Here is a 17,957-nt window from a genome sequence, read left to right as displayed (position 1 = left end):
CGAAGACTTGGATACCCGCACCATCACCGCACTCATCCAGCAGGGCATGCCCGACGCCCATGTGCACGTCGAGGGCGCCGACGGCGTCCATTTCGAAGCGCTGGTCGTCTCGCCCGCGTTCGCCGGCAAGCTGCCGCTGGCTCGCCATCGCATGGTGTATGCCACGCTCGGCACGCGCATGGGCGGCGAGATCCATGCGCTCGCGCTGCGCACGCTGACCCCCGACGAGCACGCGCGGCAGACGGGGCAGGGCTGATGGACAGCATCATCGTCTCCGGCGGCGCCACGCTGCAGGGCGAGGTCCGCATCTCCGGCGCCAAGAACGCGGTGCTGCCGATCCTGTGCGCGACGCTGCTGGCCGACGCGCCGGTCGAGATCGGCAATGTCCCGCATCTGCACGACGTGCTGACCACCGCCAAGCTGCTGGCCGGCCTCGGCGCCGGCGTCGAGCACGACGTCGACGGCGCGCGGGTGATCGTCGATCCGCGCGGCGTGCACAGCCATGTCGCGCCGTACGAACTGGTGCGCACGATGCGCGCCTCGGTCCTGGTGCTGGGCCCGCTGCTCGCGCGCTTTGGCGCGGCCGAAGTGGCGCTGCCCGGCGGCTGCGCGATCGGCGCCCGGCCGGTGGATCTGCACATCAAGGCGCTCGAGGCGCTGGGGGCGACGATCACCGTCGAGCACGGCTTCATCCGCGCCCGGGCGCAGCGCCTGCGCGGCGGGCACGTGGCGTTCGAGACGATCAGCGTCGGCGCGACCGAGAATGTGCTGATGGCCGCCACGCTGGCCGATGGCGACACGGTGATCGACAACGCCGCGCGCGAACCGGAGATCGTCGATCTGGCGCAGTGCCTGGTCGCGATGGGCGCCGACATCCGCGGCGCCGGCACCTCGCGGATCGAGGTCCGCGGCGTGGAGACGCTGCACGGGGCGCAGCACGCGGTCGTCGCCGACCGCATCGAGACCGGCACCTTCCTGGTCGCCGCGGCGATGACCGGTGGGCGGGTGACCGCCACGTCCGCGCGTCCCGATACGCTCGGCGCGGTGCTCGACAAGCTGCGCCAGGCCGGCGCCGAGGTGACCATCGACGGCGATCGCATCACGCTCGACATGCACGGCCGCCGCCCGCGCGCGGTCGACATCGTCACCGCGCCGCATCCCGGGTTCCCGACCGACATGCAGGCCCAGTTCATGGCGCTCAACTGCATCGCCGAGGGCCGCGGCACGATCGACGAGACGATCTTCGAAAACCGCTTCATGCACGTCAATGAACTGATGCGCCTGGGCGCGGAGATCGACATCGACGGGCCGCGGGCTTCGGTCACCGGGGTCGAGCGCCTGAGCGGTGCGCCGGTGATGGCGACCGATCTACGCGCTTCGGCGTCGCTGATTCTCGCCGGCCTGGTCGCCGAGGGCGACACCACGATCGACCGCATCTACCACCTCGACCGCGGCTACGAGCACATCGAGCGCAAGCTCGGCGGCCTCGGCGCGAACATCCGGCGGGTGCGCTGACGATGGCCTTCCGCGGTCGCATGTCGAGCCGGCGGGTGGCGCTGTTCGCGACGCTCGCCGTGGTGTTGCTGGCGCTGGGCTGGATGCGCTACACCGGCGCGGCGGCCCTGAGCGGCATCGAGTTCAAGGACATGGATTGGAACGAGGACGGTGAGTTGACCCGCAGCGAGGTACTGCAGGGCTTCTTCACGATCGTCGCGGTGCACACGACCGACGGCGCCCGCAGTTGCGTCGACTACCGCCGGCGCGGCTCGGGCGAATCGATCCGCGTCGAGTGCCGGACCACGCCCGCCGCGCCGTAAGCGCGATGCCGTCGTTCTCCAGGCCCGGGGGAGAACAAGGGTTCTCGCCGACATCGACGACATCCTGCTGCTGCGCGCTCAGCTGGGCCAGCTTCACGGGGTCCAGCCTGGCCCCGGAAGTGATGGCGTGGAATGCGGCCGCTTCGTTGGGGGGTTAGGCGCTCAGGGCCCGAAAGAGTGAATCCGACACCTGCATCTCCCCTGGATCGATACTTCCAGTGTAGTTGGGCTTGGCTATAGCGCCAGCCCTGGCGAGTCGCTAGAGTGGCCAGCAGGGTAGGAGGGGGATCGTGGGAAGACGGATCTACCATCGCGCAATGGAATTGCTGATCCTGGCTATCTGGGCTGCCACCAGTTGGGCCTCTGCACCCCAGGAAACGACGCTACGCTTGCTGCTGCAGCAGCCTGAAGGCTCCATCGACCTGGCACGCGCCAAGATCACCATCGATCGCATGGTGGATCCTAGCATCGATACGGATGCCGTCCTGCGCGAAGTCGATGAATGGGCCGCCAAGGCTCGCGCCCGGTTCCCGGCCAATGCGTCTGCGTCGAACAAGGCGAAGATGGATGCGTTGATTTCGACGCTCTACGAGCCGGGCCCCTGGAACGACAATCGCCCCTTCGGCTACGACTACACCGACCCCTTCGGCCAGGACGTCAAGAAGGGGCTGCTGTCGACCTACTTTGCGACGCGAAAGGGCCAGTGCGTCATCATGCCCATCGCCTTCCTGGTCATCGGGCAGCGCCTTGGTTTGCCACTGACCATGACCACCGCGCCCTACCACCTGATCGTCAAGTATGGCGACGAGGAGCAGGGGGCATGGACCAACTTCGAAGCCACCAGTGCCCTGTTCCATGCCGATAGCGGCTACGAACAGGCATTGCGCATCCCGCTCGAGGCGACCAGGAACGATACGTTCTTGCGCCCCTTCACCCAGCGCGAAAGCGTGGCCTTGTTTGCCACTGCATCCCTTCTTCCCTACTACCGCCAGAACAAATGGGCTGAGCGAATGCTGGCTGCCACTGACCTGATCCTTCAAGCCAACCCCAGGGACGTGAATGCCATGACGTTCCGTGGGGATGCCTACTATCTGCTGATCGAACAACAGTTCAAGTCCGAGTATCCCCAGGCCGAGCAGATCCCCCAGGACCTGCGCGCCACCTACATTGACTACAGCAAGCAGAACTTCGAATGGTATGAGAAGGCCGAAGCCCTAGGCTGGCGCCAGTGGGGTCCGGAAGACCGGCAGCGCTACTTGCAGCACTTCAACAACATGAAAGCAAAGGACGGATCGTGATGCGCGCAATCCTGACATTGACTGCAGTGGTCCTGGTGGCTTCGATTGCCCATGCATCGAATGATCCGGTGAAGGCCAACCCCAACACAGGGAAGAACTTCAACCGCTACGCCTATGCAGCCAACAACCCTTACCGGTTCACCGATCCCGACGGCAGGGAAATCCGGGCGGTCAATCCTGGCGATCGCGTGCGCATCGAGCGCATGGTCAATTCGATGGCCCTAGGCGTCTACAAGTTCAACAGTGGTGGGCAGTTGCAGCAGGTCCAAAGCACTGGCGACACTTCGCGCTTCTCGCAGTATTACTCCGACCGGCTCAACCAGGCGATCGCAAGTCCCAATACGATCAATGTCAATATTGCCAACACCTACACCGACGCCTTCACCGGACAGACGATGGATGTGCGTGGCGGCTTGACCCAGGCGCTAGGAAACGGGCTTTCGGATCAGAATGTGGTGATCACTGGTCAAAACTTCACCGGCGACATGCAGACTTCCACAGGCGCGCCATTGACGCAGACGCCTGCCACCATCTTGATGCATGAAATGGTGGGCCATGCCATCCCTGGCGCAGTGGGCTCTGATACGGGCAACGCCGTGAGCAACGAAAACAAGGTCCGTATCGAGATCCCCGATATGGACTTAAGGATGCGGGATGAACGCCACATCGAATAACTTGCTGGCCGCACTGCTGCTGACCCTTTCAGGCGGCGCTTGCGCAGTCGAGCGCCCCAATCCGTCGCTTGAGGAACGGGTGCAGGGTGCGGAGCTGGTCGTGGTGGCCGATAGTGCCGAGCCCCAGCCGTTCACAGGAAGGGAGTTCGACAAGTTCTATCGCGTCAAGGTGCGCGTGGCAGGCGTGCTGAAAGGCGATGCCAAAATGGGCGATCGCATCGAGGTGGTGGTCAACAACACCATCGCCGAGCATCGCAACGACTGCTGCGTAGCCGGCAAAGCCTATGCCATGTTCCTGCAGCAGCAGGATGGGAAATACCTGTTCGTCGGCAGCCCCCTGGGTGCCGTTCCGATCGAACTTTAGATCAATCCACCCTGCACAGGCGGCAGTGCGACATCCGGTGCCCTCTTGTTCGCAATCATCTTGGCGTAGGCCTCGCGGGTACGCAGGATGATGACGTGCTCAAGAGCAGTTGCGCGGCAGCGCAACTGCTCCATTCGCTCCTGTTCGGTGCCCTCGGCGAAGGTCAAGTTGGCCAGCGGCGCTCAGTTCACCGACTGCAGGCGCATGTCGATATGGTCGCTGCCGTCGCGGCGCTGCAGCAGCCGGGCCGGGACCGGCAGGTCGTCGACGATCCAGGCCACGATCTCGCGTCGCCCGTCGGTGCGCACCACCTTGGTCGCTTGCAGCGTCCGGCCGCCGACGGTGACCGCCTCGGTCCCCTGGCGCTCGAACACCTGACGCTTGCTGCGGCCGTCCTCGACTAAGCGATAGCGCAGCGGTGAACGGCCGGCCTGCACGTCGCGCACCAGCACCAGGTTCATCAGCATGCCGTCCAGGTCGCCGGGCTGCAGCTTCACCGGACCGCCCTGGTCGTCCTTGACGTCGCCGCGCCAGCGCGCCTCGCCGGCGTTCCAGTCGTAGGTCGCGTTGACGGCGCGGCGCTTGACCAGCATCGCCGCCAGGCCCGACTCGCCACGCTGGGAATCGGTGCTGCTGATCGGCCGCCATTGCTCGCCATTGGCCTCGAACACCGTGCTCTGCTCGAGCCGGGCGCCGGCACCTGCGACATTGAGGCTGTACTTCCAGCGGTCGCTGCCTTCGCGGGCGAGCTTCATATCGGCCTGCGCGCGCAAACCCATGAAGGTCGTCTGGTAGGTCGCGGTGAAGGGCTCGAGCGCCAGCGCCGGCAGCGCGGCGAGCGACAGCAGGGCGGCGCCGCAGGCGGCGAGCAGGCGGGGGCGGCGGGTCGTCTGAGGCATTCAGGGGGCTCCTTGGTATTCAACGAGACGCAGGTCGATCGCGTCCTCGCCGTCTTCGCGTTGCAGGATGCGGATGGGGGTGGGAACGCCATCGGCGATCCAGACGATCATCTCGTCATTGCCGCCGTTGGTCCGTGAAACCCGCAACGCCGAGTAACTGACGTCGGCGACCTGGACGATCTCCGGCTCGGGCGCGGTGAGGTAGGCATAGTCGCGTGCGCGGCCGCCGTCAACGAAACGGTACTGCAGCGCAGCGCCGGGAGCGGCATCGCGGATGAGCGCCAGGTTGATCAGCAGCGCGCTCATGTCGCCGGGCTGCAGCGGCACCGGGGCACGGCGGCGCTTGCTGATGTCACCGGTCCAGGTCGCCACACCGCGTGTCCAGTCGTAGACGCCTTCGGTGCGACGGTTGAACAGCACCGCCGCCTTGCGCAGCGTGTGCTGGGTCAGCGGGCGGAAGGTCTCGCCGACGAGGTCGAAGCGGGTGCCCTGTTCGACGTTCAGCCCGAGGATGCCGGCGAACCCGCGGTTGCCGCGGATGCTTAAGTCGATCCGCCAATTCGGTCCGTCGGGCTGCAGGCGCATGGTCGCAGCGCCCGCCTGGCGGCCCTGGTACCAGGCCTCGTAGGTCGCGACGAACGGCTGCAGCGGCGCCGCGTGCCCGGCGGGCATCCAGGCGATCAGCAGGCCGGCAACGAGGGCAAGGAGAGGGCGCATCCCACCATCATGAGAAGCGCTGGTTGGCTGCCAGCTGAAGCGGCGCCGCCGCATCCCGGCCGTCGATCTGCACCGCGCCGGCCGCGTTCAGCCGGACCCGCCCGGCGGCGATCCAACGCAGCGTTTCCAGCAACAGCGGGTGCTCGCGCGCCAGCACCCGCTGGGCGAGCGTGGCCTCGTCGTCGCCGGGGTGTACCGGGACGCGCGCCTGCGCAATCACCGGCCCCCCGTCGAGGTCGGCGGTCACGAAATGCACGCTGGCCCCGTGTTCGTCGACCCCGGCCGCCAGTGCCTGGCGATGCGTGTGCAGGCCCTTGAAGGCCGGCAGCAGCGAGGGGTGGATGTTGATCATCCCGCCCGCGCGCCCCGCGACGGCCGCCGCGCCGATCAGGCGCATGTAGCCGGCGCAGACGATCAGGTCGGGCGCGGCGACGTCGATCGCCGAGAACAGCGCGGCGTCGTGGGCGCGGCGGTCGGCGTGATCGCGGGGGCGTATGGCCTGCGCGGGCACGCCCGCGGCGCGTGCGCGATCCAGTGCGCCGGCATCGCTGCGGTCCGACCACACGCCGGCGACCGTCGCGTCGAGCGTGCCGGCGGCGACCGCGTCGAGGATCGCTTGCAGATTGCTGCCCCGGCCCGAGGCGAGCACCGCGATGCGCAGCGTCATCGTGCAGTTCCCGTGGCAGCGAACGCGGCGCGCACGTCGGGGCGCGAGAGCACGAGCAGCGCATAGACCCCGAGTGCGGTGCCGAGCGGGATGTTCAAGCACACGAGCGCGGCGACCGCCACGCACAGGCCGTGGCGACGGCGGCGGGCGAGGTCGAGCCCGGCGCGGATGCACAGCGCGCCACCGGCCAGCGCGGCCACAACCAGGGCCCCGACCACCGCGATCATGCCGATCCCGGCGGGGTCGGCGAAATCGTCTGCCGCTTCATTGGCGATTCCGAAGACCAGCAGCACCACCAACGGCAGGCTCCCGGCCAGCGACAGCGCCCCCAGGACGTGGTGCAGCACCGACAGCGTGCGCAGTTGCCCGTCGATCTGCGCCGGCACCGTCACCGGCGCCCGGGGCGGCGCGTAAGGTGCGTGGTCGAGGTCGGCGCGCATGCGGCCGGCTCAGCCGATGCGCACGCGCTCGCCGTCGCCGTGCGCGACGACCTCGCCGATCGCCCAATGCGCCAGGCCCAGCCCGTCGAGCGCGGTGCCGAACGCCCCGACGCTGTCGGCCGGCACCACCAGCACGAAGCCGATGCCGCAGTTGAAGGTGCGCCACATTTCGTGGTCGGCCACCGCGCCTTCGCGCTGCAGCCAGTCGAACACCGGCGGCAGCGGCCAGGACGCGGCGTCGATCGTCAGGCCGAGGCCGTCGGGAATCACCCGGATGATGTTCTCGGTCAGGCCGCCGCCGGTGACGTGCGCCATCGCGTGCAACTGCGGCCCGAGCGGCCCGCGCAGCAACGCGAGCACCGGCTTGACGTACAGCGTGGTCGGCGCCATCAGCGCATCGACCAGTTTCACCCCGCCAACCTCGACATCGGCCGGGCTGCCCGCACGCTCATAGATACGGCGGATCAGCGAATAGCCGTTCGAATGCGGGCCGCTGGACGCGATGCCGACCAGCACATCGCCGGCCTGGACCTTGCCGCCGTCGCGCAGCTCCGACTTCTCGACCGCGCCGACCGTGAAGCCGGCCAGGTCGTATTCGCCAATGCCGTACATGTCCGGCATCTCGGCGGTCTCGCCGCCGATCAGCGCGCAGCCCGACAGCTCGCAGCCGCGAGCAATGCCGCCGATGACCGCGGCGGTGGTGTCGATGTCGAGCTTGCCGGTGGCAAAGTAGTCGAGAAAGAACAGCGGTTCGGCGCCCTGCACCAGCACGTCGTTGACGCACATCGCGACCAGGTCGATGCCGATGGTGTCGTGGCGGCCCAGCTGCTGGGCGAGCTTGAGCTTGGTGCCCACGCCGTCGGTGCCCGAGACCAGCACCGGCTCGCGGTACTTGCCCGACAGGTCGAACAGCGCACCGAATCCGCCCAGGCCACCCATGACCTCGGGTCGGAAGCTGCGCTTGACCAGCGGCTTGATGCGTTCGACGAGTGCATTGCCCGCGTCGATGTCGACGCCGGCATCGCGGTAGGTCAGGGGAGTGGGGGCGGTCACGGCGGCCGTCGCGAAGCGGAAAGGACCGGGGATTCTAGCAGCCGCGGCCCGCTCGCCGCGGCTGGCGCGGGAATGGATCGCGACGGACCGCTCGCACGGTTTGTGGCACCATCCCGCGTCGATGTCCCCCCGACCCAGGATCAACCGGATGCACCGCCCGAAGCGCTCGTTGGGAATGATGGCGTGGCTGCTGGCCGCCTTGCTGCTGGCCGCCGGCCAGGCGGCTGCACAGCGCGTGGAAGGCGACCGCGCCGAAGGGACCGGCCTGTACTCGGCCGAGATCCCGGTGCGCAGCCAGAACGAGAACGAGCGCACCGCGGGCTTTTCGCGCGCGCTGGCCCAGGTGCTGGGCAAGCTGTCGGGCGACCGCGGCGTCGCCCAGCGGCCGGGCGTATCGCAGGAACTGCGGCGTGCAGAACAGTACGTGGAGGGCTACGACTACCGCCAGGACGAGGGCGTGTCCTCGCGCGGCTCGCCGACCTTCACCACGACCCTGGTGGTGCGCTTCCGCCCCGAGGACGTCGACGGCGTGGCCGCTGCGCTCGGCCTGCCGGTGTGGCCCGACCCGCGGCCCAAGCCGGTGCTGTGGCTGGCGATCGACGACGGCTCCGGGCCGCGGCTGGTCGGGCTGCAGCAGAACAACGTCGCCCGGCCCGTGCTCCAGCGCGCGATCGAACGCGGCTACAGGTTGGGCCTGCCCGGCGGCAGCGCCGCCGAGCAGGCCGCCGTCGGCGCGATCTGGCGCGGCGACACTGCCGCGATCGCCCGCATCTCGGCGCGCTACAACCCGCCGATGCAACTGGTCGGCAAGCTCTACCGCGACGGCAGCGGCTGGAAGGCCGACTGGATCTTCGTTGATGGCGGCCGCGTGCTGGCGCGCTGGAGCGAAACCGGCGACGACGCCCGGCGGATCCTGCCCACTGGCGCCGATGGCGCCGCCGACGCGCTGACCCGCCGCTATGCCAAGGCCAGCCCGGCGGGCGCGCCCTCGACCGAGGCGATCCTGTTCACCGGCATCAATAGCAGCGCCGATTTCATCCGCTTGTCGGCGCAGTTGCAGCGCATGTCGGTGGTCCGTGCGATCCGCCCGGTGCGCGCGACCCCGCGCGGGCTGGAGGTCCAGCTGGACCTGCTGACCGGTCTGAGCGGGTTTCGCCGCATGGCCGACGAGAATGTGCTGGTCGAGGCCGACGGCACCCCCGAGGGCGTGACCCCCACCTTCCACCTGCGCTGACCGCGCCAGGATCGCCATGACCGAGCACGATCCCGCGACCGCCGACATCGCGCGTTTCCTCCGGCGCCTGCAGTGGGGGCTGGCGCTGGTTGTGGTCGCCTGGGTGATCGGGCAACTGGGCCCGGTGCTCACCCCGTTCGTGCTGGCCGCATTACTGGGCTGGCTCGGCGACCCGCTGGTCGACCGCCTCGAACGCCGCGGCCACTCGCGCACGCTGTCCGTCTCGCTGGTCTTCGCGCTGATGACGCTGTTGTTGGCGCTGGTGCTGATCATCCTGGTGCCGATGATCGAGCGGCAGATCGTGACCCTGGTCGACAGCCTGCCGGCGTATCGCGACTGGATCATCGGCACCGCGCTGCCGTGGATCGAACAGCGCACCGGCTACGAAGTGGTCGCCTGGCTCGACACCGATCGGCTGATCGAGTTGATCCGCGAGCACTGGCAGCAGGCCGGTGGCGTGGCCGCAGCGGTGCTGGGCTACCTGTCGCGCTCGGGCTTCGCGCTGTTGGCGGTGGTCATCAACCTGGTGCTGGTGCCGATCCTGACGTTCTACTTCATGCGCGACTGGGACCTGCTGGTCGAGCGCTGCGCGTCGCTGGTGCCGCGCGACCACATCGGCACCGCCAACCGGCTGGCGCGCGAGACCAGCGACTCGCTCGGCGGCTTCCTGCGCGGCCAGTTCCTGGTGATGCTGGGGCAGGGGGCGATCTACGCGGTCGGCATGTCGCTGGTGGGCCTGCGCCTGGGCCTGCTGATCGGCATGATTGCAGGCCTGATCAGTTTCATTCCGTACCTGGGCGCGACCGTCGGCATCGCGATGGCGTTGATCGCCGCGATCGTCCAGGTCCAGGGCTTCGACTGGACGCTGCTGATCCTGATCGGCGTGGTGTTCACGATCGGCCAGCTCGTCGAGAGCTATGTGCTGACCCCGCGCCTGGTCGGCGACCGGATCGGCCTGCATCCGGCCGCAGTGATCTTCGCGGTGCTGGCCGGTGGCCAGTTGTTCGGGTTCCTGGGCATGCTGCTGGCGTTGCCGATGGCAGCGGTGGCCAACGTGCTGTTGCGCTATGCGCACGAACGCTATACCCAGAGCAAGCTGTACGCGGGCGACAAGCCGACGATCGCGTTGTCGGGCCGCACGATCGTGCTGCCCGCCGACAGCCGCGACGGCCGCGACGACGAGCCGGTCGATCCGACGCGATGAGTGCGCCATCGCCGCAACTGCCGCTGGCGCTGCGCTATCCGCCGGACCAGCGGCTGGACACGTTCGTCGCAGACGATCCGGCGCTGCTGCCGCAGCTGCGCGATTTCGCACTCGCCGGCGTTCGCCGCGCGCTGTACGTCGCCGGTCCGGCGGGGACCGGGAAGACCCATCTGGCGATCGCGCTGTGCGCGCAGGCCGAACAACTGGGACGCAGCGCCGTCTACCTGCCACTGCGCAGCCTGGCCGGGCGCGTGCGCGCCGCCGCCGAGGCGTTGCAGGGCCATGATCTGGTCGCGGTCGACGGCCTGGAGGCGATCGCCGGGGACCGCGACGACGAGGTTGCGCTGTTCGACCTGCACAATCGCCTGCATGATGCTGGTCGCAGCGTGTTCTACACCGCCGACCAGCCGCCCGAGGCGCTGGCGCTGACCTTGCCCGACCTGCGTTCTCGCCTCGGCCAGAGCGTCCGCGTGGTGTTGACCCCGCTCGACGACGCCGGCCGGCACGCGTTGCTGCGCCTGCGTGCGGAACGCCGCGGTCTGCAGGTGGATGCGGCGACGATCGACTGGTTGCTGCGGCGTGTCGATCGCGACCTGCCTGCGCTGACCGCGCTGCTCGACCGGCTCGACCGGGCCTCGCTGGCCTCGCAGCGCCGGCTCACCGTGCCGTTCGTGCGTCAGGTGCTGGCCGAGGCCTCGTAGCGGCAGTCGCGGCGCCTGCGCGCCGTCATTCCTTCAGACGCGGGCGGATCGTCGCCAGGTTGCAGGGGCGGGTGGTCGAATCGAGTTGGTGGCGGATGATCCGCTCCCAGGCCGTCGTGCAGGCCGAGGTCGAACCGGGCAGGGCGAAGATGAAGGTCGCGTTCGCCAGACCGGCGAACGCGCGCGACTGCAGCGAAGAAGTGCCGATCTCCTCGAACGACACCGCGCGGAACAGTTCGCCGAAGCCCGGCATCTCCTTGTCGAGCAGCGGCAGCAGCGCCTCGGGCGTCGAATCACGGCCGGTGAAGCCGGTGCCGCCGGTGACCAGGATGCCGTCGACATCGGGATCGGCGATCCAGCGCGAGACCAGCGCGCGCATCGCGTAGCGGTCGTCGGGCAGCAACGCGCGCTCGGCGACACGATGACCATCGCTGCGCAGCGCGTCGGCGAGGTAGTCGCCCGAGGTGTCGTTGGCGGCGGTGCGGGTGTCGGAGACCGTCAACACACAGATGGACAACGGAATACGTTCGTTCAGTGCGCTCATGCGGTCAGATTACCACTGGTGCTTGCATCGCCCCATTTGTCTGTCGGCTCGGGCCTGGAGGTGGCATCGCGGTACGAGGGAGCGGGGTCACTTGTCACGAGTTCGCGGGCGCAAGACACAGGTGCCGAGGCCACGGGCGTCAGTATTTTCCTACGGGCAGTGAAGGAGAAATCTGACAGCGCATGTGCGTTGCATCCGCGATGGTTGACTTGGCGAGCCATCCGGTTCGTTTGCATGGAGGAGCATCATGAAGAGACTGGGTCTGCGATTGGCTCTCGTGTGTGCGGTCGCTGCGGTCGCCTCGGGCAATGCCAGCGCGATCGAGGGCACGCCCTGCACAGCTGGGCAGGAGAACGCATACGTGCAGACGGGGCCATACGGTTACAAGGTGTACCAGTGCCTGGGTGTGTGGACCTACCTGTACGAATGCGATGAGTCTGGCTATTGCTTCATCGCCAATCCTGGCTGATCCGCGGCGCGGCATTCGGGCTCTGACTTGGTCAGGGCCCCGTCGCTCGGGCGTGCGGACGTAGCTGGCGCCGCAAGTCGCAACTCCGGGTCGTCGAAATGTGCACGCTAAGGCGGCTCGCTCAGGCTCACTGCGCGGTCAGCTGCGCCAGCGCGTCGGCCTGGTGTTCCTGCGACAAGCGGTCGACGAGGGGTTCGAGCTGGCCCTCGAGCACGTTGGGCAGGTCGTAGAGGGTGAGGCCGTCGACCCGATGGTCGGTGATCCGGCCCTGCGGGTAGTTGTAGGTGCGGATGCGCTGGCTGCGGTCTCCGCTGCCGACCTGCAGTCGGCGGATCTGCGCCGTCGCGGCCGCGCGGCGTTCGGCCTCGGCCTCGGCCAGCATCGCGCGCAGCCGCTTCATCGCCTTGTCGCGGTTGGCGTGCTGGCTGCGTTCGGTCTGCGACTCGACCACGGTGCCGGTGGGCACGTGGGTGATGCGGATCGCCGAGTCGGTCTTGTTGACGTGCTGTCCACCCGCGCCCGAGGAGCGGAAGGTATCGACCTTCAGGTCGGCCGGGTTGAGCACGATATCGGTGGCCTCGTCCTCGATCGGAATGATCGCCACGGTTGCCGCCGAGGTGTGGATCCGCCCTTGCGATTCGGTCTCGGGCACGCGCTGCACACGGTGGGTGCCCGACTCGAACTTCAGCCGCGCGTAGGCGCCGGCGCCCTCCACGCTGGCAACGATCTCGCGAAAGCCGCCGTGCTCGCCGGGGCTGGCCGATTCGACCTCGACCCGCCAGCCGCTGCGCTCGGCGAAACGCTGGTACATCCGGAACAGATCGCCGGCGAAGATCGCGGCCTCGTCGCCGCCGGTGCCGGCGCGGATCTCCAGGTACAGGCCGCCCTCGTCGCGGGCGTCGCGAGGGACCAGCAGCGCGAGCAGTTCGGCCTCGAGCGCCTCGAGCCGCGCGGTCGCCGCAGCGATCTCCTCTTCTGCGAGTTCGCGCAGGTCCGCGTCGTCGAGCATCGCGCGCGCAGCCGCAAGGTCGGCATGGGCGGCCCGTTCCTGCGCCAGCGCCACCGACAGCGGTTCGAGCTGGGCGAACTCGCGCGACAGCGCACGGTAGCGGGCCTGGTCGGCGACCGTGGCCGGATCGGAGAGCAGGCGTTCGACCTCGTCGCGACGCTCGGCCAGGGCCTCGAGCTTAGCGCGCAGGGTCGGCAGCATCGGCATCGGTCCGGGCGGGGGCAGGCGGCAGCAGCCGGTCGAGGCTGTCGGCCAGTGCGTCGTCGCCGCGCAACGCGGCTTCGCGCAGCGCGGCGGTAGGCAGGTGCAGCAGCCGGTTGGTCAGGGTGTGGGCAAGCAGCTCGAGCACCGCCTCGGGGGGCTGCCCGGCTGCCAGTTGTTGGCGCGCGCGCGCCAGCGAATCGCTGCGGATCGCGTCGCCGTGCGCGCGCAGCCGCTTGACCGGAGCCAGCCGCGCGCTCGCCGCACGGGTTTCGCCGTAACGGCTGACCTGCAGGTCGATGATCGCCTCGGCATCGTTCGCGGCCTCGCGCCGGCTGCGCCGGTTGTCGTCGAGCGTGCGTTCGAGGTCGTCAACCGTGTACAGGAACACGTCGCGCAGATCGGCGACATCGGGTGCGATGTCGCGTGGCACGGCGAGATCCATCAGCAGCATCGGGCGGTGCTTGCGCGCGGCCAGTGCGGCGGCGACCTGTGGCCGGGTCAGCACCGGCTCGCGGCTTGCGGTGGCCGAGAACACGATATCGGCCAGAAACAGGTGGCGGTCGATCTCGTCGAGCGGCAGCGCGATGCCGCCGTGCCGTGCCGCCAGTTCCTGGGCGTGGGCATAGGTCCGGTTGGCGACCAGCAGCCGTTTGACCTTGGCCTGCGCCAGATGCCGTGCCGCCAGTTCGATGGTCTCGCCGGCGCCGACCAGCAACACCGCCGAATCGGACGGCCGCGAGAACGATTCCTGCGCCAGCCGCACGGCGAGCGAGGCGACCGACACCGGGCTGTTGCCGATCCGGGTTTCGCTGCGCGCGCGCTTGGCGGTCACGAACGCATGCTGGAACACGCGGTCGAGCTCGCCGCCCAGCGTGCCGGCGCTGCGTGCGGTGGCCCAGGCCTGCTTGACTTGGCCGAGGATCTGCGGCTCGCCGAGCACCAGTGAGTCCAGCCCGGTCGCGACCCGGAACAGGTGGCGCACCGCATCGTCGTCGCGATGGCGGTAGAGATAGGCGTCGAGCGAACCGCCGCCGGTGCCGCCGTCCTGGTCGGGATGGGCGCCCAGCCAGTGGGCCAGCGCGCTGCCGTCGTCGTCGGCCACCGCGTAGAGCTCGGTGCGGTTGCAGGTCGACAGCAGCGCGACCTCGCGCACCAGGGGCAGCGATTTGAGTTCGGTCAGCGCCGTCTGCAGCGCGTCCCCGGAGAACGCGACACGCTCGCGCAAGGCGACCGGCGCGGTCTGGTGGTTGATGCCGAGGGCGTACAGACTCATGGGCTGGCGGGCTCTCCGGGGATGGCGCATCCCGTTCAGGCGCTTGCGATAAGCTTCCGGTGAAGCGCCCATTTTACGGCCCGGTTGCCCCAGATGCCCGTTTTCGATTCCATTCCGGTCGCCCGATTGCGTGCGGCCCTGCTGGTGCCGTTGCTTGGCCTGGCCTGCGTGGCACAGGCGCAACGCCCGTCCGAGACCGCCGACCCGCTCAGGCGCGACGTGCTGGGCGCCACGCTGGCCGGTGAGTTCGCGGTCCAGGCCGGGCGTCTGGACGAGGCCGCCAATTGGTATCTGGACGCAGCCCGCCACTCGGATGGCGATGCCGGGCTGGCCGAGCGGGCGACCCGCATCGCGCTGCTCGCTGGCGATGACCGTCGCGCTGGTCAGGCGCTGGATCTGTGGCGTCGTCATGCGCCTCAGTCGCTGCCGATGCGGGCTGCCGAGGCGACGCTGTCGCTGCGTAATGGGCGCGACCGCGCTGCGCGACGCCAGCTCGAAGCCTTGTTGCGCAGTGGTGATCCCACCGGCTGGCGCCATGCCTTTACGGTGTTGTCGGGCGGCGGCCGCGACCCGCAGCAGGCGGCGCGGTTGCTTGAGCGGATCGTCGCCGACGGCGCGATTCCCGATGAGTTGCAGGCATGGATGGCGTTCGGCGGTTTGGCCCAGCGCCTCGATCGTCCCGACTTGACCGAACGTGTTCTCGACAACATCGTCGCGCGCTTCCCTGGCGAGCCGCGGGTCGCACTGCTGCGGGCCAGCCAACTACGCGAATCCGGTCGTACCGACGAGGCCCGCGCGGCGCTGGCGGCGATGGCCGAGGCGGCGCTGGCCGCGCCCGACCTGCGTCTGGCGATCGCAAGCGAGTACGAGGCGATGGGCGATCTCGACGCCGCCGAAGCCACGCTGGCCAACGGGCCGCAGGACGGGCGCACCTATGTGCTGCGGGCCTCGCTGCTCGCCCGCGCCCAGGACAAGACGCGGCTGGGGGCGCTGTACGAGGAGGTCAAGGCCGTGGCGCTGGCGCCCAATCCCGCGCAGCGCCTGCTGCTGGGGCAGATGGCCGAGTACCTCGAACAGTACGATCAGGCGCTGGAGTGGTACGACGCGGTGCCGGGCGGCGAAGAACGCTTCCAGGCCAGGCTGCGCGGCGCCCGGGTATTGCACGAGTTGGGGCGCCGGGACGAAGCCTGGGCGCGCTTGCGCGCGCTGCAGGCCGACGGCGCTGCCGATGACGAGTTCCGCCGCAGCGCCTACCTGCTGGAAGCCGAGCTGCGCCAGTCGGCCGACGATCCGGCCGAGCTCGATGCCTACAACCGCGGGCTGTCGGCGATGCCCGACGACCCGGCCCTGCTTTACGCACGCGCCCTGATGTGGGAGCGCCGAGACGACATTCCGCGCGCCGAGGCCGACCTGCGCCGGTTGCTGGTGGCCGAGCCGGAGAACGTGGCCGCGCTCAATGCGCTGGGTTACACGCTGGCCGACCGCACCACCCGTTACACCGAGGCGCTGGAACTGATCGACCGCGCGCGCGTGGCCGAGCCCGACAACGCCGCGATCGTCGACAGCTACGGCTGGGTGCTGCACCGGCTGGGGCGCAATGCCGAGGCGCTGGTGGAGCTGCGCCGGGCCTATTCGATGATGAAGGACGCGGAAGTCGCTGCGCATATCGCCCAGGTGTTGTGGGCGAAGGGGCGCCGCGATGAGGCCCGCAAGTACTTCGAGGAGGCGCGCGCCATCGACCCGGAGAACCGGTCGCTGCTGCGTGCGCTGGAAGTCACCGGCGCATGAGGCGCTGGCGTGGGATGGCGATGCTCGCGGCGATGGTCGCGCTGTCGGCCTGCACCAGCGTTCCGGTCCGGCCGCCCGCCGAGGTCGTGCGGCTCGACGCCGACGCGCGGGCGGCGGCCGATGCCCGGCTCGCCGCGCGTGAGGCGGCAGTGCGCGCCCTGTCCGAGTTCGGCTTCGCCGGGCGCGTCGCGATGTCCAACGGTCGCGATGGCGGCAGTGGCCGCATCGAGTGGCAGCAGCAGGGCGCGCGCTATCGCGTCGTGCTCAGTGCGCCGGTCACGCGCCAGAGCTGGCAACTGCAGGGCGGGCCGGAAGGCGCGCGGATCGACGGCCTGGACGGCGGCCCGCACGAACGTGCCGATGTCGGGCAACTGCTGTGGGAGACCACCGGCTTCGAGATCCCGGTGGCGGCAATGGCCGCCTGGGCGGCCGGCGCGCGCGCTGACGCCGCACTGTCGGGCGAGGCCCAGGTCGACTACGACGCCGCGGGGCGGCTGGCACGGCTGCACCAGGACGGCTGGACGATCGACTACCTGGAATGGCAACCCGAGACTGCCGGGGCGCTGGCGCTGCCGACCCGCGTGAATGCCGCGCGCGGCACTGCGCGGGTGCGGCTGGTGGTCGATGCCTGGACGCTTCCCGACGTCGCGCCGGCAGCGCCCGTGACGCCATGACCCCGCGGGACGAGGCCGGCTGGTCCAGTTGGCCGGCTCCGGCCAAGCTCAATCTGTTCCTGCGGATCACCGCCCGGCGCGCAGACGGCTACCACGCCTTGCAGACGGTGTTCCGGATGCTCGACTGGGGCGACACGGTGCGCCTGCGGCTGCGAGACGATGGCCAGGTCCGCCGGATCGGTGCCTCGGTCCCGGGTCTGTCGGAGGACGATGATCTCGTTGTGCGCGCGGCGCGATCGCTACAACGTGCGGCCAATTGCACGCAAGGCGTCGATATCGCCGTCGAAAAGCAAATCCCCACGGGTGCAGGGCTGGGCGGCGGATCGTCCGATGCAGCGACTGTGCTGCGTGCGCTCGACCGGCTGTGGGACACCGGCGTGGGCGAGGATCGGCTGGCCGCGCTGGGGCTGGCGCTGGGGGCCGACGTGCCGGTCTTCGTCCGCGGGCGCAATGCCTGGGCCGAGGGGGTGGGTGAGACGTTGACGCCGGTGGCGCTCGAGCCAGCCTGGTATCTGCTCGCCGACCCCGGCGTGCACGTGAACACCGCGGGTCTGTTCCAGGCCCCTGAATTGACGCGAAATGCCCAGCCCGCGACAATGGTCGACTTCGTTTCAGGTGCATCGCTCGGCAACGCGTTCGAGCCGGTCCTGCGGCGCCGCGAACCTGCCGTCGAGGCGGTGTTTGCTGCGCTCGCAACGATCGGCACGCCGCGCCTGACCGGGACGGGCAGCGGCTGCTTCGTCGAATTCGCGACCCGCGAATCCGCCGAGGCCGCCCAGGCGCAGGTCGCATCGCGGGTTCAGACCCGCGTCGTCGCCGGTGCCGCCCGCTCGCCGCTGCTCGACGCACTGGAAATGGAGATCCGGAGTTAGGGATTGGAGATCTGGAGGGCCTGGTGCCTGCCCGATTCCTGATCCCCGATCTCCAG

Annotated in this window: 22 protein-coding genes; 13 read left to right on the top strand and 9 right to left on the bottom strand. The window is 69.3% G+C overall.

All coding sequences use genetic code 11. The features are described from left to right. Positions 1 to 7 precede the first annotated feature (7 nt). The 6 genes from ABE488_RS01755 (at position 8) to ABE488_RS01730 (ending at position 4,153) form a co-directional block, all read left to right on the top strand. Positions 8 to 256, top strand: a complete 249-nt coding sequence (locus ABE488_RS01755; RefSeq protein ID WP_241945522.1) for a BolA/IbaG family iron-sulfur metabolism protein — start codon at positions 8 to 10, stop codon at positions 254 to 256. Beyond that, on the top strand, positions 256 to 1,515 hold the full coding sequence (murA, locus tag ABE488_RS01750) for a UDP-N-acetylglucosamine 1-carboxyvinyltransferase (protein ID WP_346445199.1): 1,260 nt from the start codon (positions 256 to 258) through the stop codon (positions 1,513 to 1,515). Before ABE488_RS01755 ends, murA begins: the two co-directional genes overlap by 1 nt. A 2-nt stretch (positions 1,516 to 1,517) precedes the next feature. Then, the gene (locus tag ABE488_RS01745; RefSeq protein ID WP_346446847.1) at positions 1,518 to 1,817 is read left to right on the top strand and encodes an EF-hand domain-containing protein; all 300 of its coding nucleotides are present in this window, start codon (positions 1,518 to 1,520) and stop codon (positions 1,815 to 1,817) included. Between the two features lie 317 nt (positions 1,818 to 2,134). Next, positions 2,135 to 3,115 (top strand): transglutaminase family protein, encoded by a 981-nt coding sequence (locus ABE488_RS01740; RefSeq protein ID WP_346446846.1) that lies wholly within the window; start codon positions 2,135 to 2,137, stop codon positions 3,113 to 3,115. Next, complete coding sequence (locus tag ABE488_RS01735; protein WP_346446845.1) at positions 3,115 to 3,789, top strand: hypothetical protein; 675 nt, start codon at positions 3,115 to 3,117, stop codon at positions 3,787 to 3,789. Before ABE488_RS01740 ends, ABE488_RS01735 begins: the two co-directional genes overlap by 1 nt. Continuing rightward, on the top strand, positions 3,770 to 4,153 hold the full coding sequence (locus tag ABE488_RS01730; protein ID WP_346446844.1) for a hypothetical protein: 384 nt from the start codon (positions 3,770 to 3,772) through the stop codon (positions 4,151 to 4,153). The genes ABE488_RS01735 and ABE488_RS01730 overlap by 20 nt, the downstream gene beginning before the upstream one ends. Here the strand turns inward: ABE488_RS01730 and ABE488_RS01725 are convergent. Genes ABE488_RS01725 through purM form a run of 6 tightly spaced genes read right to left on the bottom strand, consistent with a single transcriptional unit; the run spans position 4,150 to position 7,929 of the window. After that, complete coding sequence (locus tag ABE488_RS01725) at positions 4,150 to 4,320, bottom strand: hypothetical protein (protein ID WP_346446843.1); 171 nt, start codon at positions 4,318 to 4,320, stop codon at positions 4,150 to 4,152. The two genes, ABE488_RS01730 and ABE488_RS01725, sit on opposite strands and share 4 nt — an antisense overlap. A gap of 15 nt (positions 4,321 to 4,335) precedes the next feature. After that, on the bottom strand, positions 4,336 to 5,052 hold the full coding sequence (locus ABE488_RS01720) for a DUF3108 domain-containing protein (protein ID WP_346445201.1): 717 nt from the start codon (positions 5,050 to 5,052) through the stop codon (positions 4,336 to 4,338). After that, positions 5,053 to 5,769, bottom strand: coding sequence for a DUF3108 domain-containing protein (locus tag ABE488_RS01715; protein ID WP_346446842.1), 717 nt, complete (start codon positions 5,767 to 5,769; stop codon positions 5,053 to 5,055). 7 nt (positions 5,770 to 5,776) lie between these two features. Further along, the gene (purN, locus tag ABE488_RS01710; RefSeq protein WP_346446840.1) at positions 5,777 to 6,436 is read right to left on the bottom strand and encodes a phosphoribosylglycinamide formyltransferase; all 660 of its coding nucleotides are present in this window, start codon (positions 6,434 to 6,436) and stop codon (positions 5,777 to 5,779) included. Beyond that, positions 6,433 to 6,876 carry a hypothetical protein gene (locus tag ABE488_RS01705; RefSeq protein WP_346446839.1) on the bottom strand — a complete coding sequence of 148 codons (444 nt, stop codon included), beginning with the start codon at positions 6,874 to 6,876 and terminating at the stop codon, positions 6,433 to 6,435. The genes purN and ABE488_RS01705 overlap by 4 nt, the downstream gene beginning before the upstream one ends. 9 nt (positions 6,877 to 6,885) lie before the next feature. Continuing rightward, positions 6,886 to 7,929, bottom strand: coding sequence for a phosphoribosylformylglycinamidine cyclo-ligase (gene purM / locus ABE488_RS01700; RefSeq protein WP_346445205.1), 1,044 nt, complete (start codon positions 7,927 to 7,929; stop codon positions 6,886 to 6,888). A gap of 148 nt (positions 7,930 to 8,077) precedes the next feature. Between purM and ABE488_RS01695 the strand changes: the two genes are divergently transcribed. Genes ABE488_RS01695 through hda form a run of 3 tightly spaced genes read left to right on the top strand, consistent with a single transcriptional unit; the run spans position 8,078 to position 11,068 of the window. Continuing rightward, a complete protein-coding gene (locus tag ABE488_RS01695; RefSeq protein ID WP_346446838.1) occupies positions 8,078 to 9,163 on the top strand; it encodes a DUF2066 domain-containing protein in 1,086 nt (361 codons plus the stop codon). 16 nt (positions 9,164 to 9,179) lie between these two features. Further along, entirely contained in the window at positions 9,180 to 10,367 is a 1,188-nt protein-coding gene (locus tag ABE488_RS01690) for an AI-2E family transporter (protein WP_346445207.1), read from the top strand. Then, positions 10,364 to 11,068, top strand: a complete 705-nt coding sequence (hda, locus tag ABE488_RS01685) for a DnaA regulatory inactivator Hda (RefSeq protein WP_346445208.1) — start codon at positions 10,364 to 10,366, stop codon at positions 11,066 to 11,068. The genes ABE488_RS01690 and hda overlap by 4 nt, the downstream gene beginning before the upstream one ends. Positions 11,069 to 11,093: 25 nt before the next feature. On the opposite strand, the gene moaB is transcribed toward hda, so the two are convergent. After that, positions 11,094 to 11,612 (bottom strand): molybdenum cofactor biosynthesis protein B, encoded by a 519-nt coding sequence (gene moaB, locus ABE488_RS01680; protein WP_346445209.1) that lies wholly within the window; start codon positions 11,610 to 11,612, stop codon positions 11,094 to 11,096. Between the two features lie 247 nt (positions 11,613 to 11,859). On the opposite strand from moaB, the gene ABE488_RS01675 reads away from it, so the two are divergent. Next, positions 11,860 to 12,081, top strand: coding sequence for a hypothetical protein (locus ABE488_RS01675; protein ID WP_346446837.1), 222 nt, complete (start codon positions 11,860 to 11,862; stop codon positions 12,079 to 12,081). A 127-nt stretch (positions 12,082 to 12,208) separates the two neighbouring features. Here ABE488_RS01675 and prfA read toward each other — a convergent pair whose 3' ends face one another. Further along, positions 12,209 to 13,291 carry a peptide chain release factor 1 gene (prfA, locus tag ABE488_RS01670; RefSeq protein WP_346445210.1) on the bottom strand — a complete coding sequence of 361 codons (1,083 nt, stop codon included), beginning with the start codon at positions 13,289 to 13,291 and terminating at the stop codon, positions 12,209 to 12,211. After that, positions 13,269 to 14,567 carry a glutamyl-tRNA reductase gene (gene hemA / locus ABE488_RS01665; RefSeq protein WP_346446836.1) on the bottom strand — a complete coding sequence of 433 codons (1,299 nt, stop codon included), beginning with the start codon at positions 14,565 to 14,567 and terminating at the stop codon, positions 13,269 to 13,271. The genes prfA and hemA overlap by 23 nt, the downstream gene beginning before the upstream one ends. Positions 14,568 to 14,660: 93 nt before the next feature. Here hemA and ABE488_RS01660 point away from each other — a divergent pair, with 93 nt between their 5' ends. From ABE488_RS01660 to ispE, 3 genes are read left to right on the top strand one after another with little or no spacing between them, the layout of a single operon-like run. After that, positions 14,661 to 16,355: a tetratricopeptide repeat protein gene (locus ABE488_RS01660; protein ID WP_346446834.1), complete on the top strand. Its 1,695-nt coding sequence runs from the start codon at positions 14,661 to 14,663 to the stop codon at positions 16,353 to 16,355. Beyond that, positions 16,352 to 17,029 carry a lipoprotein insertase outer membrane protein LolB gene (gene lolB / locus ABE488_RS01655; RefSeq protein ID WP_346445213.1) on the top strand — a complete coding sequence of 226 codons (678 nt, stop codon included), beginning with the start codon at positions 16,352 to 16,354 and terminating at the stop codon, positions 17,027 to 17,029. Before ABE488_RS01660 ends, lolB begins: the two co-directional genes overlap by 4 nt. Further along, a complete protein-coding gene (gene ispE / locus ABE488_RS01650) occupies positions 17,026 to 17,901 on the top strand; it encodes a 4-(cytidine 5'-diphospho)-2-C-methyl-D-erythritol kinase (protein WP_346446833.1) in 876 nt (291 codons plus the stop codon). Before lolB ends, ispE begins: the two co-directional genes overlap by 4 nt. The last annotated feature ends 56 nt before the right edge of the window (positions 17,902 to 17,957 follow it).

The organism is Luteimonas sp. TWI662, assembly GCF_039673825.1.
Classification (GTDB): Bacteria; Pseudomonadota; Gammaproteobacteria; order Xanthomonadales; family Xanthomonadaceae; genus Luteimonas.
This window is presented reverse-complemented; position numbering and strand designations above follow the sequence as displayed.